We start from the raw sequence: 16,649 nt of genomic DNA, 5'->3' as shown, positions 1-16,649 counted from the left end.
TACTACAAAGAAAGATTTCTCACTTCTTCTTTTACAAAATACGTTTACAAAGAAAGAGAAGGTACCCCATTACGAGGTACCTCTTCTTATTTTAAAATATTTGCAATATATGTTTGAAGTTCTTCTACTTTTACTTCTTCAGACTCACCTGTAGCACGTACTTTCACTTCTACAATACCTTCGTCTGCTTTTTTACCAACTGTAACACGAACTGGAAGGCCGAATAAATCTGCATCTGCAAATTTAACACCTGCACGTTCTGCACGATCGTCTAATAACACTTCATAGCCTTTTTCTTGTAATGAGTTGTAGATGTTTTCACCCATTTCACGTTGTGCATCAGATTTCATATTTACTGGAATTACATGCACATGGAACGGTGCTACAGCTTTCGGCCAAACTAAGCCGTTCTCATCATTAAACTGCTCTGCAATTGCTGCCACTGTACGAGATACACCGATACCGTAACAACCCATAATAAGTGGTTGTGTTTTCCCATTTTCATCTAGGAATGTTGCGTTCATTGCTTCACTATAACGAGTTCCTAATTTGAATACATGACCAACTTCAATTCCACGTGCAAAAAGAATTGTTCCGTTTCCGTCTGGAGATTGGTCTCCTTCTTGAATAAAGCGTAAATCTGTATACTGACTTACTTTAAAGTCACGTTCTGGATTTACATTTACATAATGGAATCCTTCTTCGTTCGCTCCTGAACATCCGTTGACAATTGATGCTACAGCATGGTCAGCGATAATTTCGATATCACCTGTTACACCAATCGGTCCTAATGAACCAACTTCACAATTTAATAATTCTTTTACTTCCTCATGAGAAGCAAGCTCAACAACTGAAGCGCCGTATACATTTTTCACTTTTACATCGTTTACTTCGTGATCACCACGAACAAGTACAACTACTAATTTCTCATCTACTTTAAATACCATAGACTTAATACACTTGTCAGCTTCAATGTTTAAGAATGCAGATACTTCTTCAATCGCTTTTTGATCTGGCGTTGCAACCTTTTCAAGTGCCATTTCCGCTTCGTCACTCTTCGTATACGTAGCTACAACAGGAGCCATTTCAATGTTCGCTGCATAATCAGATGTATCAGAGTATGCAATTGTATCTTCACCAACATCAGATAATACCATGAATTCATGTGTATCTTTTCCGCCCATTGCTCCAGAATCAGCAATAACTGCACGGAAGTTCAAACCACAACGAGCAAAAATGTTAGAATATGCTTTGTATAAGCGATCGTATACTTCATCTAAGCTCTCTTGTGTAGCATGGAAAGAGTATGCATCTTTCATTAAAAACTCTCTTCCACGTAATAAACCGAAACGAGGTCTTTGTTCATCGCGGAATTTCGTTTGAATTTGATATAATGTTAACGGTAATTTTTTATATGATTTTATTTCATCACGTACAAGATCAGTAATTACTTCTTCATGCGTCGCTCCTAAAGCAAACTCACGAGCGTTACGATCTTTCATACGCATTAATTCAGATCCGTAAGAATACCAACGACCTGATTCTTGCCATAATTCTGCAGCTTGCATAGCTGGCATCAATAATTCCACAGCTCCTGCGCGCTCCATTTCTTCTCGAACGATACGTTCTACTTTGTGTAATACTTTTAACCCAAATGGTAGAAAACTATAAATACCAGAAGCATTTTGACGCATAAAACCTGCGCGAAGTAATAATTGATGACTCTTAATTTCAGCATCAGCTGGAACTTCACGTAATGTAGGACTGAATACCATACTTTGTTTCATTTATTTGCACCTCTTCATTTTACTCTTACACGCAGTAAAACCCCTCACCTCGAATTAGGTGAGGGATTTTATTCTACGGGCTCTATTTCATTATAAGTTTCATTCTATTTTACAAGAAAAACTTACGAATGTCATTCCATGTTACAACTAACATTAATAACATTAATAATGCAAAACCAATAAAGTGAACCATTCCTTCTTTTTGACGGTCAATTGGTTTTCCTCGTAACGCCTCAATTAAGAAGAAGAATAAACGGCCACCGTCTAAAGCAGGAACTGGTAATAAATTGAATAAACCAAGATTAATACTTAAAACTGCCGCTAAACTTAGTACACGCGTAAATCCATAATCTACAACTTGATCTGTTAGATTATAAATTCCTACTGGACCTGACAACTCATTAATAGAAAATTGACCAGTTACTAATTTCACAAGAGATTCAAAAATTAGTTTCGTCCATTGGTATGTTTGTTCAAATCCTGATTTAATAGAACCCATTACTGTTTTCTCTACAGGGGAATAAACACCAATTCTACCAACTTCGTCTTTTCCTTCTTTATCGAGTGTTGGCGTTACTTTCACATTAAACTGTTCATTATCACGCTTTACTTGTAACGTAATTTCTTTATCCGGATTTTCACGTACAATGTCAACAACATCTTTCCATGTACTTGTGTTTTTTCCATCAATCGCTTGAATTGTATCATTCTCTTTCAATCCAGCTTGCTGTGCTGCACTATTATCCATCACTTTTCCGACCATTGGTTTGTCAATAGGAACCCCTTGTACAAATCCAAGAATCACAAAAATAACAAATGCTAAAATGAAGTTCATTGCAGGACCCGCAAAGATTGTTAAAGCGCGTTGCCCTAATTTTTTTGAACCAAATTGTCTATTATACGGAGCAATTTGAATTTCTTCCCCCGCAGTAATAATACGAGCTTTTTCATTCACTCGGAACGTTTGAAGCTCTTCCTCGTACTCCTCATAGCCCGAAATTGTTAGATTGTGCTCCAAATCAGCTTGTTCGACTTCAATGACACGAACATTTGGATACTTTTCATATCCATCAAAAACTAATTTCACAACTTCGTCTTTTTCATTTAATACAAGGCCAACCTTTTTCCCAGGCTTTAACTCAACTGTGTCCGCATCCTCGCCAGCCATTCTTACATAGCCACCAAGGGGCAGTAATCGAATCGTATACACCGTTTCATTCTTTTCAAATGAGAATATTTTCGGACCAAAACCAATCGCAAACTCGCGGCATAAAATACCTGCTCTTTTTGCGAAATATAGATGTCCTAGCTCATGGAAAAATACGAGTGCACCGAAAATTAATATAAAGGCAATCGCTGTATTCAATTCCATAACCACCTTTGCTAAATTTGTTCCATCACAAACCGTCTTGTGGCTGCATCAATTTCCAGAATTTCCTCTAAGCTCGGACGTGCAATGACATTGTGATGGTTCATTGCTTTTTCAATGAGGTCTTCTACTGTTAAGAAACCAATTCTCTTTTGTAAAAAGGCTTCAACAGCTACTTCATTCGCTGCGTTCATTACAGCTGGCATACTTCCACCTGCTTTTCCAGCTTCATACGCAAAACGTAGACAACGGAATCTTTCTTGGTCCATTTTCTCAAAATGCAACGTCCCTATTTCCCATAAGTTTAACTGTTTTGTGTCTGAAAGAGGCAATCTATCAGGATATGTAAGTGCGTATTGAATTGGTACTCGCATATCAGGTGAACCAAGCTGCGCCATTACACTACGATCTTCAAATTCAACCATAGAATGGATAATACTTTCTTTATGTAAAACAACATCGATTTGCTCGTAAGGGATACCAAAAAGCCAATGTGCTTCAATTACTTCTAGTCCCTTATTCATCATTGTAGCAGAATCAATTGTAATTTTCGAACCCATTGACCAGTTTGGATGTCGAAGCGCATCTTCTACGGTCACATGATGCAATTCATCCCTCGTTTTATCACGGAAACTTCCACCAGAAGCCGTTATAATAAGACGAGAAATTCTTTTCTCATTTTCACCATTCAAGCATTGAAAAATAGCTGAATGTTCACTATCTACTGGAAGTAACGAAACATTATGTTTTCGTGCTGCTTCCATTACAAGATGTCCTGCAGTTACTAACGTTTCTTTATTTGCAATTCCAATTGTTTTTTTCGCCTCAATTGCACGAAGTGTTGGTAACAACCCTACGCTACCTACAACAGCATTTACTACAATCTCCGCATCTGGATGTAATGCTACTTCTAAAAGCCCTTCACTACCATATACAATTTTTGTATTACCAGAAACAGCTTGTAATTTTAAAACATCTTCCTCTCTTTGCACAGAGACGATTTGCGGAGAAAATTCTTGAATTACCTTTACTGCGTAGTCAATATTTTTCCCTACAGAAAAAGCAACGAGACGGAATTGGTCTGGGTGCGAGCGTAATACATCTAAAGTTTGTGTACCAATTGATCCGCTCGCACCTAATAAACTAATGTTTTTCATGACTCCAACCCCTCGTTCATTTATTAATTGTATTGTAATAAGAAGTAGAGAATTGGTAAAACGAATAACCAACTATCTGTTCGATCTAATATACCACCATGTCCAGGTAAAATTGTACCTGAATCCTTTACGCCATAATGACGTTTAAAAGCAGATTGTACTAAATCACCAATTTGTCCAAAAATAGAAATGATAATTGTCAGCACAATTAAAATTACTACATTCGATTCAACTGGGAAGAACGCGTTGTAAACAAGTGCCACGATAATTCCGCAAACGATGCCGCCTAATGAACCTTCAATCGTTTTATTTGGACTAATTTCTGGCCACAATTTTCTCTTGCCTAATGCTTTTCCTACGAAATATGCGCCTGAATCAGTAGCCCATATAATAAATAATGCGCAAAACACATATTTAATTCCTAATATTCTCGTTTCATTTAAATATAAGAACCCCATTGCCACATATGTCGTTGCCATCAGTAAAAATGAAGCATTATCAAAAGTAAATGTATTCTTAGAAAGGACTGTATATGATAAAAGTAATAAAACAATCACAAATGTGATTTCCAATTTACCTAATCCAATCCATGTAAACAGTTCTGATGCACTACTTGGAATTAAAAGAATCCACAATAATACTGCAGCTAAAACTGTCGGTACTGAAATAAGCGTAAGCTTATTCATACGAATTAATTCATATAAACCTATAGAAGCAAGTGCATACACTAAAACCGTAAAAGGCACGCCACCGTATATTACGATGGGAATGAATAGCGCGGCAGCAACCACTCCAGTAATAATTCTCTGTTTCACTACCAAACCCTCTCTTTCTACACGCCTCCGAATCTGCGCCCTCTATGTTGAAAGTCAGTAATTGCATTTAGCAAATGTTCTTCTTTGAAGTCTGGCCAATACACGTCTGTAAACCAAAACTCCGAATACGCAATTTGCCATAACATGAAATTACTAATACGTAGCTCTCCGCTTGTTCGGATTAACAACTCTGGATCAGGTAAAGAACTCGTCATTAAGTAGGAAGAAAGCATTTCTTCACTTACCTCTTCAGAACGAATTTTTCCTTCCTCGTTATCTTTCATCATATGTTGCACAGCAGAAACGATTTCATCTCGACTTCCATAGTTTAACGCGAAATTAAGAATTAATCCCGTATTCTCTTTCGTATCTTCCATGGCTTTCTCCATCGCTCTGCGTGTATGCGTAGGAAGACGATCTTTTTGCCCTATTACTCGGACTTGTACGTTTTCTTCAATCAATTCTGGTAAAAATGTACCTAGAAATTCTTCTGGAAGCTTCATTAAATAATCAACTTCCTTTTTCGGTCTTTTCCAGTTCTCAGTTGAAAAAGCATAGAGAGTTAACACTTTCACATTAAGTTTACTTGCAAATTTTGTAATTTTCTTTACAACTTGCATACCTTCATGATGTCCCGCAATACGAGGCATTGCTCTCCTCTTTGCCCATCTTCCATTCCCATCCATAATGATGGCAATATGTTCTGGGATATATCCTTTTTTCACTTCTTCAACGAGATGATCAAACGATGTGTCCTTTTTACCTTTAAAAAAAGGAAAGTTTTTAAACATCATTCATACCCTCCAACAAGCAGACGTATGCCTAAAAGTGTAAAAAGACCCCCTTAAGAAGAGGGTCATATTTGCGAAGTAATCGCTATTACACTTCCATGATTTCTTTTTCTTTGTTTTTTGCGATTTCGTCAACTTTTGCAATATATTTATCTGTTTCTTTTTGGATATCTTCAGTATATCCTCTTAAATCATCTTCTGTAATCTCGCCAGCTTTTTCAAGCTTCTTAAGATCATCATTTCCGTCACGACGTACGTTACGAACAGCAACTTTTGCTTCTTCAGCATATTTTTTCACAACTTTAACAAGATCACGACGACGCTCTTCTGTTAATGCAGGGAATGCAATACGAATTACAGTTCCATCATTAGAAGGGTTTAAGCCTAAATCTGCTTTTAAAATTGCTTTTTCGATATCACCGATAGAAGTTTTATCATAAGGTTGAATTACAAGTAAACGTGCTTCTGGAACTGTAATGTTCGCTAATTGCACAACTGGTGTTGGTGCACCATAGTAATCAACTTGTACCTTATCTAATACAGACGAGCTTGCACGACCAGCGCGAACTGTTGCTAATTCACGAGAATAAGCAGCAACTGCTTTTTCCATTTTTTCATTTGAAGACTTCAATACTTGTTGTCCCATATTTATTTCCCCCTTACAACTGTTCCAATATTTTCGCCTAAAACGGCACGTTTAATATTACCTTTTTCCATAACCGAGAATACAATTAATGGAATATCATTATCCATACATAGAGAAGAAGCTGTAGAATCCATTACACCTAAACCTTCTTTTAATACATCTAAGTAAGTAAGCGTTTCGTATTTCGTAGCCGTCGGGTCAATAGATGGATCTGCGCTATATACGCCATCCACATTATTTTTCGCCATTAAAATAACGTCTGCTTCGATTTCCGCTGCACGTAATGCTGCTGTTGTATCTGTAGAGAAGTATGGATTACCTGTACCTGCTGCAAAGATAACAACACGTTTTTTCTCTAAGTGACGAACTGCTTTACGGCGAATGTAAGGCTCTGCCACTTGACGCATCTCAATTGAAGTTTGTACACGAGTTTGGATTCCAATATTCTCCAAGCTATCTTGAAGAGCTAATGAATTCATAACTGTAGCTAACATGCCCATGTAATCTGCTCCTGCACGATCCATGCCCATTTCACTTCCAATTTTCCCACGCCAAATGTTACCGCCACCAACAACAACAGCAACCTCTACATCAAGTTCTGCAATTTCTTTTACTTGTTCTGCAACTGACTTAATAACAGTTGGATTAATTCCAAATCCTTGCTCTCCAGCTAAAGCTTCTCCACTTAACTTTAAAACGACACGATTATATTTCGGTTTACTCATAATGAACCTCCAATTGCTTACATCTTTATTTTAAAAAAGGGAACACAATGTGTTCCCTAATCTGTATTAGTTACTACCTTTTACTTGGTTCATTACTTCTTCAGCAAAGTTGTCTTCACGTTTTTCGATACCTTCGCCAACAGCGTAGCGAACGAATCCTTTTAATGTTCCGCCTTTAGACTCAACGAACTGACGAACTTTCATATCAGGGTTTTTAACGAATGCTTGGTCAAGTAAGCAAATCTCTTCGAAGAATTTGCCTAGACGGCCTTCAACCATTTTTGCAACGATTTTTTCAGGCTTGCCTTCGTTTAATGCTTGTTGTGTTAATACTTGACGCTCATGCTCAACTTCTTCAGCTGTTACAGCATCGCGGTCGATGTATTTAGGGTTAACTGCTGCAATGTGCATTGCTACATCTTTAGCAGCTGCTTCATCAGTAGAACCTTCAAGAACTGTTAATACACCAATACGTCCACCCATGTGTAGGTAAGCGCCGAATGCATCTGCATCAGTTTTTGATACGATTTCGAAACGACGAAGTGTAAGTTTTTCACCAATTTTAGCGATTGCTTCGTTGATGTGCTCTTCTACTGTTTTGCCGCCTTCAATTGTTTGAGTCATAGCTTCTTCAACGTTAGCAGGTTTGTTAGCTAATAAGTGAGCAGCTAGTTCTTTAATTAATGCTTGGAAACCTTCGTTTTTCGCAACGAAATCAGTTTCAGAGTTTAATTCTAAGATTAAAGCGTCGTTACCGTTTGTTTCGATGAAAGTTAAACCTTCAGCAGCAATGCGGTCTGCTTTTTTAGCAGCTTTCGCAATACCTTTTTCACGTAAGAAGTCAATTGCCTTCTCCATGTCGCCGTTAGTTTCTGTTAAAGCTTTTTTGCAGTCCATCATACCTGCGCCAGTTTTTTCACGTAATTCTTTTACCATTTGAGCAGTGATTGCCATACTTTTCATCCTCCTAAAATATGTATTTATACTTTTTATAAAGGTGTTTATACCTTAAAAAAGGTGATAAAAGGCCGAACCCCTTATCACCTTTCCAACTTTGTTACGCAGTAACAGTTTCTTCACCTTGTTTTGCTTCAAGGATCGCGTCTGCCATTTTAGATGTAAGAAGTTTTACAGCACGAATTGCATCATCGTTTGCTGGGATAACGTGATCGATTTCGTCTGGATCACAGTTTGTATCAACGATACCGATGATTGGAATGTGTAATTTGCGTGCTTCAGCAACTGCAATACGCTCTTTACGAGGGTCTACTACGAATAATGCACTTGGAAGACCTTTCATATCTTTAATACCGCCTAAGAATTTCTCAAGACGCTCTAACTCTTTTTTAAGTTGAACAACTTCTTTCTTAGGTAGTACTTCGAAAGTACCATCTTCTTGCATTCTTTCGATGTCTTTAAGACGCTTGATACGCTTTTGGATTGTTTGGAAGTTTGTTAAAGTTCCACCTAACCAACGTTGGTTAACGAAGTACATACCCGCACGAGTTGCTTCTTCTTTAATAGCTTCTTGTGCTTGTTTTTTAGTACCTACGAATAAAATGTCTCCACCTTCAGCAGCGATGTCACGCATCGTTCTGTAAGCTTCCTCAACTTTTTTCACAGTTTTTTGTAAGTCGATGATGTAGATACCGTTACGCTCTGTGAAAATGTAACGCTTCATTTTTGGGTTCCAACGACGAGTTTGATGTCCGAAATGAACACCAGCTTCAAGCAATTGCTTCATAGAAATTACTGACATAATATAGTTCCTCCTAAATGGTTTTTGATATCCTCCGTTTACTTCATCTCTAAGCGAAACTACAAACGTAGCACCAACACTTAAATCAGTAAACGTGTGTACTTTGTACTGACACCACTGCTTACTATATCATACTGAAATATTACAATCAAGTCGAAAATGCGAACAATGTAAAACTTTCTTTGTTCATACTCGAATTCTAGTATTACCAACCTTCATTTCTTTTAAGCAAAAAAGCAAAATACAATTAATAGTTTTCCCAGAAAACACGCTTATGCCACTTTTCACAAGCACCATCAATCATTGCACAAAAAAACTCTCCTCAATCGAGGAGAGTTTTTTATAAATTAGTTTGTTTTTAATTTAGCAAGTTCCTGTAGAAACTTGTCGTTTAGCACTTTAATGTATGTTCCTTTCATACCTAAAGAGCGAGACTCAATAACACCAGCACTTTCTAATTTACGTAGTGCATTTACGATTACAGAGCGAGTAATTCCTACGCGATCAGCAATTTTACTTGCAACAAGTAAACCTTCTGTTCCATTTAATTCTTCGAAGATGTGCTCAATTGCTTCTAACTCACTGTAAGATAATGAGCTGATCGCCATTTGAACAACAGCTTTACTACGTGCTTCCTCTTCGATTTCTTCTGCTTTTTCACGTAAGATTTCCATACCTACAACAGTTGAGCTGTACTCAGCAAGGATTAAATCGTCATCTAAGAACTCTTGACCTAGACGAGCTAATACTAATGTACCTAGACGCTCACCACCACCAACGATTGGTACGATTGTAGTTAAACCTTGACCAAATAATTCTCTGTTTTCTACTGGGAATGCTGTGTAAGCACTGTTCACATCCAAGTTTGAAGATGTTTCTGTAATGTTGAATAAGCTTTGTGTATATTCTTCTGGGAATTGACGTTCTGCAAGCATTTGCTTCATGCGTTCGTTTTCGATTTGTTGGTGAATTGCATAACCTAGTAATTTACCACGACGGCTAACTACGAATACGTTTGCTTCGATTACTTCACACATTGTGTCAGACATTTCTCTAAAGTTTACAGGCTTCCCTGCTGCGCTCTGTAATAACGCATTTAATTTTCTTGTTTTTGCTAATAATTCCATTTCAAAAGTTCCTCCTACATGTTACTCACATATTTTTTCATCACTTGGAAACTAGGGCGAGTCACCTGATGACACTATTACAAAATAAACTGGCTCACATCTTTATTTTTAGCAATTGATGCTAATTTCTCCTCAACGTATTGAGGGGTTATCGTTATTTTCTCTAACGTAATTTCAGATGCTTCAAACGATAAATCTTCAAGGAGCTTCTCCATAATCGTATGAAGTCTTCTTGCTCCAATATTATCTGTATCCTGATTAACTTGATAAGCAATCTCAGCAATCTTACGAATAGCTTCGTCTGAAAATTCAATTTCTATACCTTCAGTCGCTAATAATGCCATATATTGTTTAATTAACGCATTGTCAGGCTCGATTAATATTTTAACAAAATCGTCTGTCGATAATTTCGTTAATTCTACTCGAATCGGAAATCTCCCTTGCAATTCCGGAATTAAATCCGACGGTTTAGACATATGGAACGCTCCAGCTGCAACGAATAAAATATAATCCGTTTTTACTGATCCGTATTTTGTCGCAACATTCGACCCTTCTACAATTGGCAAAATGTCACGTTGCACACCTTCACGTGATACATCTACGCTATTCGACTGCTTACCAGCAATTTTGTCAATTTCATCGATAAAAATAATCCCGAGCTGTTCAGCACGATAAACAGCCTCTTGTGTAACTTCATCCATATCAATTAAGCGCTGTGCCTCTTCATTTGTCAAGAGTTTTCTTGCTTCTTTTACAGAAAGTTTACGTTTTTTTGTTTTTTTCGGCATAAAACTCCCTAACGCATCTTGGAAATTCATTCCCATTTGCTCCATGCCAGTTCCTTGTAACATATCAAACATTGACGACTGTTGCTCAGTCACTTCAATCGATACAATTTCGTCTTCAAGAAGCCCTGCAGCAAGCTTTCTCTCCACATCTTGACGTTTCTTTTCAATTTCACCATCTTCTTGTGTATCAGACGTTTGACTCGAATTTTGAGCGCCCCCAAAAAGCATCTCTAATGGATTTTTAAATCCAGATTGCTTCTCCGGACTCGGCACTAAAATTTCAACAAGACGTTGATTCGCTTGCTCTTCTGCTTTATCTTGAACTTTCACTACCATTTCTTCTTTTACAATACGAACCGATGTTTCCACAAGGTCACGTACCATCGACTCTACATCTCTACCCACATATCCAACTTCTGTAAATTTTGTAGCCTCAACCTTAATAAAAGGTGCTCCAACGAGTTTCGCCATTCGTCGTGCTACCTCTGTTTTCCCAACACCTGTCGGTCCAATCATCAAAATGTTTTTAGGTGCTATTTCATCACGTAAATTTTCAGCTAATTTACTGCGACGGTATCGATTTCTCAACGCTACAGCAACCGCTTTCTTTGCGTCTTTTTGACCGATGATGTATTGATCTAATTTTTCCACAATTTGGCGCGGAGTAAAATGTAAATGCATATAAAATGCCTCCCTTACGATTCTACAATTCTTCAACAATTATGTTGTGATTCGTATAAACACAAATATCGCCAGCAATCTCTAAACTCGCTTTCGCAATTTGTTTCGCTGTTAAGTGTTCACTTGCATATTGCTTTAAAGCACGACCTGCAGAAAGTGCATAATTCCCACCAGATCCAATTGCTAAAATACCATCATCCGGTTCAATCACTTCTCCTGTACCTGAAACAAGGAGCATAGTTGTTTTATCCATGACAATGAGCATCGCTTCTAGTTGACGTAACATTTTATCGCCACGCCATTGTTTTGCCATTTCAACAGCTGCACGCTGCAAGTTGCCATTATACTCTTCTAATTTTCCTTCAAACATTTCAAAAAGAGTAAATGCATCAGCAACTGAACCTGCAAAACCAGCTAAAACTTTACCTTGGAAAAGTCTGCGAACTTTACGAGCTGTATGTTTCATTACAACAGCATTTCCCATTGTCACCTGACCATCTCCAGCCATTGCACATTCTCCATTATGATGAACTGCAAATATCGTTGTAGCGTGGAAATTCCCCATAGAAAAAACTCCTTTATTTGTTTTTATAGCTTTTAAAGCAATTTATGCCCGCGGGTGATGCTTCATGTAAACAGAACGCAATCTTTCTTTAGAGACATGCGTATAAATTTGTGTGGTCGACAAATTCTCATGACCTAATAGCTCCTGTACAGTACGTAAATCCGCCCCTTCATCTAACATATGTGTAGCAAATGTATGCCTTAACATATGGGGACTTATTCGCATTGTCAGTGAAGCCTTTTTAATGAGTTCATTTAAAACATAACGCACTCCACGACTTGTTAGCGGTGTACCTTTCGCATTTAAAAACACCATACGAGAGTCTTCGTCAGTCTTATTAACTAACTGTTTTCTCCCATTCTCTATATAAGTAATTAAAGAATCTTGCGCATAGCTTCCGAACGGAATATACCTTTGTTTTTTTCCTTTTCCCATTACTAAAATTGTTCCCACCGCAAAGTCAATATCGGTAAGTTGTAAATTGACACATTCACTCACACGGATTCCAGTCGCATACATCAACTCTAATAAAGCTTGATTCCTTTGACCTAATGGCGTTCCCGTGTCAGAAACTTCAAATAATTCCTCTAACTCTTCAGCATATAAAAACTTTGGGATTGACAATTCTTTTTTGGGGAGTGACGCAAGTGCAAACGGATTATCTTTCCGATAACCTTCACGCATCAAAAAACGATATAAACTTCGTAAGCTTGATACTTTTCTTGCGACAGATTTACGGGCTAACTTTTCATCGTGCAACGTCGTTAAGTACAAACGAACATCCGCGTATGTAACGTCTAAAAAAGAGGATATGCCTTCTCGCTCCATAAATTGCACAAAATGTTCTAAATCATTTTGATAACTTGCAATTGTATATTTTGAATAATTTCTTTCAATTTGTAAATATCCAACGAATAATTGTAACAATTTCTTCACATTCACACAACTCACCTCAATAAAGGCTACTAAATCGTATCACAACTTAGTAGCCTTTGCAAGAAATTTAACTAAATATTCACAAAATTTTGAATTGTTTCTAAAGCGCGTGTTGCGTATGCTTCATTTCGTTCCGCTTTCTTTTTGATCTTCTTCTCTAACGGTGCAAATAGACCGAAGTTCGCATTCATCGGTTGGAAGTTTTTAGCGTTCGTTGCCGTAATGTAATTTGCCATGCTGCCCATCGCAGTTACTGACGGTAATACAACTGGCTCTTCACCTTGCACAAGACGTGCAGCATTAATTCCTGCTAATAATCCTGATGCTGCTGATTCAACATATCCCTCTACTCCAGTCATTTGACCAGCAAAGAATAAATCATCACGTTGTTTATATTGATATGTTGGACGAAGCAAATTAGGTGAATTAATAAACGTATTACGATGCATTACACCATAACGTACAATCTCTGCATTTTCCAGTCCCGGTATTAACTGTAGAACTTCTTTTTGTGGTCCCCACTTTAAATGCGTTTGGAAACCTACGATATTGTATAAAGTTCCTGCTGCATCATCTTGACGTAACTGAACAACAGCATATGGCGTTTTCCCTGTTTTTGGATCTTCCAATCCAACAGGTTTCATAGGTCCAAATACTAGCGTCTGTCTCCCTCTACTTGCCATAACTTCTACTGGCATACAACCTTCAAAGAAAATTTCTTTTTCAAACTCTTTTAAAGGCACTGTCTCAGCAGCAATTAAAGCCTCATAAAAACGGTCAAACTCTTCTTCTGTCATTGGGCAATTTAAATATGCAGCTTCCCCTTTGTCATAACGCGATTTTAAATATACTTTATTCATGTCAATACTGTCTTTTTCTACGATTGGTGCTGCCGCATCGTAGAAATAGAAATAATCTTCACCTGTTAGTTCTTTTAATTGTGCAGCAAGATCAGGAGATGTAAGTGGACCTGTTGCAATAATTGTTGGTCCTTCTGGAATTTCAGTAAGCTCTTCGTTCACTACCGTTACATTCGGATGGTTTTTTACGTATTCTGTTACTTTAGCTGCGAACTCATGACGGTCTACAGCTAACGCACCTCCAGCTGGTACAGAGCACTCATCTGCCGCACGAATAATTACAGAATCCATTAAACGCATTTCCTCTTTAATAACTCCAACTGCATTTGTTAAAGTGTTTGCACGAAGTGAGTTACTACATACTAATTCAGCAAATTTATCTGTGTGATGAGCTGGCGTTTGCCTTACCGGCCTCATTTCATATAATCTAACTTGGACACCACGTTTTGCAATTTGGTAAGCCGCTTCACTTCCTGCAAGACCTGCGCCAATGACGTTTACTACTTGTGTTGTCATATATATCACCTTTCCTTTTCTTCCCGAAAAAAATGTGAGCAGTTACGCTCACATTTGTTGTTCTTCTTCATAATCGCACGAAATACATTGTACTTGCACGCCTTTTTTCAACTTCTTCTCTACAAGCATGCCTTCACACTTCGGACATTTACGACCAATCGGCTTATCCCAAGATACAAAGTCACATTCTGGATACGTACCGCATCCATAGAAAAGGCGTTTCTTTTTGTTACTACGACGCTCAATAATTTGTCCTTCTTCACATTTCGGACAAGTTACACCGATTTCTTTCACAATCGGTTTTGTATTACGACAATCAGGGAAATTCGAACAAGCCATAAACTTCCCGTATTTACCCATTTTAAAGACCATTGGATGTCCGCATAATTCACAGTCTTCCCCAGCTGGCTCATCTTTAATTTCCACTTCACGCATTTCTTTTTCCGCTTTTTCTAAGCGCGGTTCAAATCCTACGTAGAAATCATCAACAATTTTCACCCAATTGGCATTTCCTTCTTCCACTTCATCAAGGCTTTGCTCCATATTGGCAGTAAATTCAATGTTAATAATTTCCGGGAAAAATTCTAAAATAAGTTCAATTACTATTTCACCAAGTTCAGTCGGAACGAAGCGTTTATTATCCAAGCCTACATATCCACGTTTTTGAATCGTTTCAAGTGTAGGTACATAAGTCGACGGTCTTCCAATTCCAAGTTCTTCAAGTGTTCTTACTAGACGAGCCTCTGTATAGCGCGGAGGAGGTTGTGTAAAATGTTGCTTCGGTTCTAAATCCTTCGAAAATACAGTTTCCCCTACTTCTAAAGGCGGCAACATCTTATCCTTTTCTTCAGCACCATCATCTTTCGACTCTACATACACTTTCATAAATCCTGGGAACTTTACAACCGATCCACTTGCACGGAACTGAACATTGTTATTAATGAGTCTCGCTGTCACAGTATCCATTATAGCAGACGCCATTTGACTTGCAACAAATCGCTCCCAAATCAATTTATATAATCGAAGTTGATCACGACTTAAGAAACTTTTTAGTTCCTCTGGCTTTCTCATTACCGAAGTAGGACGAATTGCCTCATGTGCATCTTGTGCATTTGACTTTTTCGTTTCTTTCTTCTTTTCTGTTCCTATGTATTCCGTACCATACGCTTCAGTGATGTAAGTACGAGCCTCTGTTTGAGCTGTTTCTGAGATACGTGTTGAATCAGTTCTCATATACGTAATAAGACCTACAGTTCCTTGTTTTCCAAGATCTATCCCTTCATACAATTGCTGTGCAAGCATCATCGTTTTCTTTGCTCGCATGTTTAACTTACGTGCTGCTTCTTGTTGCAAGGAAGATGTTGTAAACGGTAATGCAGGATTACGTTTTCGCTCTTTGCGCGTTACATTTTCAACTGAAAACGCATTGTCTTTCATCTGTTCAATTATTTCATTCACTTGCGTTTCATTCGTTAATTGAACCTTTTCCCCATCTACACCGTAAAAGCTTGCTTCAAATGTGTCTTTTCCTTTTACAAATTCTGTTTTAATTGTCCAGAATTCTTCAGGTTCAAAGCTTTGAATTTCCTTTTCACGTTCGATGATTAAACGAACTGCTACAGATTGTACACGCCCTGCACTTAATCCTTTTTTTACTTTCTTCCATAATAAAGGACTAATATTGTAACCAACAAGACGATCAAGTATACGTCTTGCTTGTTGTGCATCTACTAAATCCATATTAATTGCACGAGGATGTTTAAATGATTCTTTGATTGCATCTTTCGTAATCTCATTAAACACAACCCGACAATCTGATTCAACGTCCACATTTAACGTATTCGCTAAATGCCAAGCAATTGCTTCCCCTTCGCGGTCTGGATCGGCCGCGAGATAGACTTTCTTTGCTTTTTTCGCCGCTGATTTTAAATCTTTTAAGACGGGACCTTTACCACGAATGGTAATATACTTCGGGGTGAAGTTGTTCTTTACTTCTATCCCCATTTGACTTTTTGGCAAATCGCGAACATGTCCCATAGACGCGACAACTTTGTATTTTTTCCCTAAATATTTCTCAATGGTCTTCGCCTTAGAAGGCGACTCCACGATCACGAGGTAATCTGACAT

At 37.9% G+C, this 16,649-nt stretch carries 15 protein-coding genes; all 15 read right to left on the bottom strand.

From position 1 onward, the window contains the following. Positions 1-86: 86 nt before the first annotated feature. Positions 87-1,787: a proline--tRNA ligase gene (locus MHI28_RS28095; RefSeq protein WP_000814295.1), complete on the bottom strand. Its 1,701-nt coding sequence runs from the start codon at positions 1,785-1,787 to the stop codon at positions 87-89. Positions 1,788-1,896: 109 nt separating this feature from the next. Then, positions 1,897-3,153, bottom strand: a complete 1,257-nt coding sequence (gene rseP, locus MHI28_RS28090) for an RIP metalloprotease RseP (protein WP_001090241.1) — start codon at positions 3,151-3,153, stop codon at positions 1,897-1,899. A 17-nt stretch (positions 3,154-3,170) separates the two neighbouring features. Beyond that, entirely contained in the window at positions 3,171-4,313 is a 1,143-nt protein-coding gene (gene dxr / locus MHI28_RS28085) for a 1-deoxy-D-xylulose-5-phosphate reductoisomerase (protein ID WP_000790358.1), read from the bottom strand. Positions 4,314-4,336: 23 nt separating this feature from the next. Then, positions 4,337-5,128, bottom strand: a complete 792-nt coding sequence (gene cdsA, locus MHI28_RS28080; protein WP_000813589.1) for a phosphatidate cytidylyltransferase — start codon at positions 5,126-5,128, stop codon at positions 4,337-4,339. 17 nt (positions 5,129-5,145) lie between these two features. Then, positions 5,146-5,922 carry an isoprenyl transferase gene (gene uppS, locus MHI28_RS28075; protein WP_000971296.1) on the bottom strand — a complete coding sequence of 259 codons (777 nt, stop codon included), beginning with the start codon at positions 5,920-5,922 and terminating at the stop codon, positions 5,146-5,148. Positions 5,923-6,007: 85 nt separating this feature from the next. Continuing rightward, positions 6,008-6,565, bottom strand: coding sequence for a ribosome recycling factor (frr, locus tag MHI28_RS28070; RefSeq protein ID WP_000531505.1), 558 nt, complete (start codon positions 6,563-6,565; stop codon positions 6,008-6,010). A gap of 2 nt (positions 6,566-6,567) precedes the next feature. Next, on the bottom strand, positions 6,568-7,290 hold the full coding sequence (pyrH, locus tag MHI28_RS28065) for a UMP kinase (RefSeq protein ID WP_000042669.1): 723 nt from the start codon (positions 7,288-7,290) through the stop codon (positions 6,568-6,570). 66 nt (positions 7,291-7,356) lie between these two features. Next, complete coding sequence (tsf, locus tag MHI28_RS28060; RefSeq protein WP_001018576.1) at positions 7,357-8,244, bottom strand: translation elongation factor Ts; 888 nt, start codon at positions 8,242-8,244, stop codon at positions 7,357-7,359. 103 nt (positions 8,245-8,347) lie between these two features. Next, a complete protein-coding gene (gene rpsB / locus MHI28_RS28055) occupies positions 8,348-9,049 on the bottom strand; it encodes a 30S ribosomal protein S2 (protein WP_000111485.1) in 702 nt (233 codons plus the stop codon). Positions 9,050-9,396: 347 nt separating this feature from the next. Beyond that, positions 9,397-10,176 (bottom strand): GTP-sensing pleiotropic transcriptional regulator CodY, encoded by a 780-nt coding sequence (gene codY / locus MHI28_RS28050; protein WP_000421290.1) that lies wholly within the window; start codon positions 10,174-10,176, stop codon positions 9,397-9,399. A 77-nt stretch (positions 10,177-10,253) separates the two neighbouring features. Beyond that, positions 10,254-11,645, bottom strand: coding sequence for an ATP-dependent protease ATPase subunit HslU (gene hslU, locus MHI28_RS28045; protein ID WP_000550083.1), 1,392 nt, complete (start codon positions 11,643-11,645; stop codon positions 10,254-10,256). Between the two features lie 22 nt (positions 11,646-11,667). Continuing rightward, a complete protein-coding gene (gene hslV, locus MHI28_RS28040) occupies positions 11,668-12,210 on the bottom strand; it encodes an ATP-dependent protease proteolytic subunit HslV (protein WP_000526274.1) in 543 nt (180 codons plus the stop codon). 42 nt (positions 12,211-12,252) lie between these two features. Further along, positions 12,253-13,152, bottom strand: coding sequence for a tyrosine recombinase XerC (gene xerC, locus MHI28_RS28035; protein WP_001101245.1), 900 nt, complete (start codon positions 13,150-13,152; stop codon positions 12,253-12,255). Between the two features lie 65 nt (positions 13,153-13,217). Further along, entirely contained in the window at positions 13,218-14,522 is a 1,305-nt protein-coding gene (gene trmFO, locus MHI28_RS28030; RefSeq protein WP_000213006.1) for an FADH(2)-oxidizing methylenetetrahydrofolate--tRNA-(uracil(54)-C(5))-methyltransferase TrmFO, read from the bottom strand. A 48-nt stretch (positions 14,523-14,570) separates the two neighbouring features. Continuing rightward, positions 14,571-16,649 carry a type I DNA topoisomerase gene (gene topA, locus MHI28_RS28025; RefSeq protein WP_001286957.1) on the bottom strand — a complete coding sequence of 693 codons (2,079 nt, stop codon included), beginning with the start codon at positions 16,647-16,649 and terminating at the stop codon, positions 14,571-14,573.

Source organism: Bacillus sp. FSL K6-0268, assembly GCF_038005425.1.
Taxonomy (GTDB): Bacteria; Bacillota; Bacilli; order Bacillales; family Bacillaceae_G; genus Bacillus_A; species Bacillus_A thuringiensis_S.
The sequence above is the reverse complement of the archived record's forward strand: the minus strand, read 5'-3'. Positions and strand labels throughout refer to the sequence as shown.

Excerpts from the sequence above, each read along its gene's own strand:
- pyrH (WP_000042669.1), bottom strand. The coding sequence starts at position 7,290 with ATGAGTAAACCGAAATATAATCGTGTCGTTTTAAAGTTAAGTGGAGAA.
- rpsB (WP_000111485.1), bottom strand. The coding sequence starts at position 9,049 with ATGTCAGTAATTTCTATGAAGCAATTGCTTGAAGCTGGTGTTCATTTC.
- topA (WP_001286957.1), bottom strand. The coding sequence starts at position 16,649 with ATGTCAGATTACCTCGTGATCGTGGAGTCGCCTTCTAAGGCGAAGACC.
- uppS (WP_000971296.1), bottom strand. The coding sequence starts at position 5,922 with ATGATGTTTAAAAACTTTCCTTTTTTTAAAGGTAAAAAGGACACATCG.
- dxr (WP_000790358.1), bottom strand. The coding sequence starts at position 4,313 with ATGAAAAACATTAGTTTATTAGGTGCGAGCGGATCAATTGGTACACAA.
- frr (WP_000531505.1), bottom strand. The coding sequence starts at position 6,565 with ATGGGACAACAAGTATTGAAGTCTTCAAATGAAAAAATGGAAAAAGCA.
- hslV (WP_000526274.1), bottom strand. The coding sequence starts at position 12,210 with ATGGGGAATTTCCACGCTACAACGATATTTGCAGTTCATCATAATGGA.
- trmFO (WP_000213006.1), bottom strand. The coding sequence starts at position 14,522 with ATGACAACACAAGTAGTAAACGTCATTGGCGCAGGTCTTGCAGGAAGT.
- hslU (WP_000550083.1), bottom strand. The coding sequence starts at position 11,645 with ATGCATTTACATTTTACTCCGCGCCAAATTGTGGAAAAATTAGATCAA.
- codY (WP_000421290.1), bottom strand. The coding sequence starts at position 10,176 with ATGGAATTATTAGCAAAAACAAGAAAATTAAATGCGTTATTACAGAGC.
- tsf (WP_001018576.1), bottom strand. The coding sequence starts at position 8,244 with ATGGCAATCACTGCTCAAATGGTAAAAGAATTACGTGAAAAAACTGGC.
- MHI28_RS28095 (WP_000814295.1), bottom strand. The coding sequence starts at position 1,787 with ATGAAACAAAGTATGGTATTCAGTCCTACATTACGTGAAGTTCCAGCT.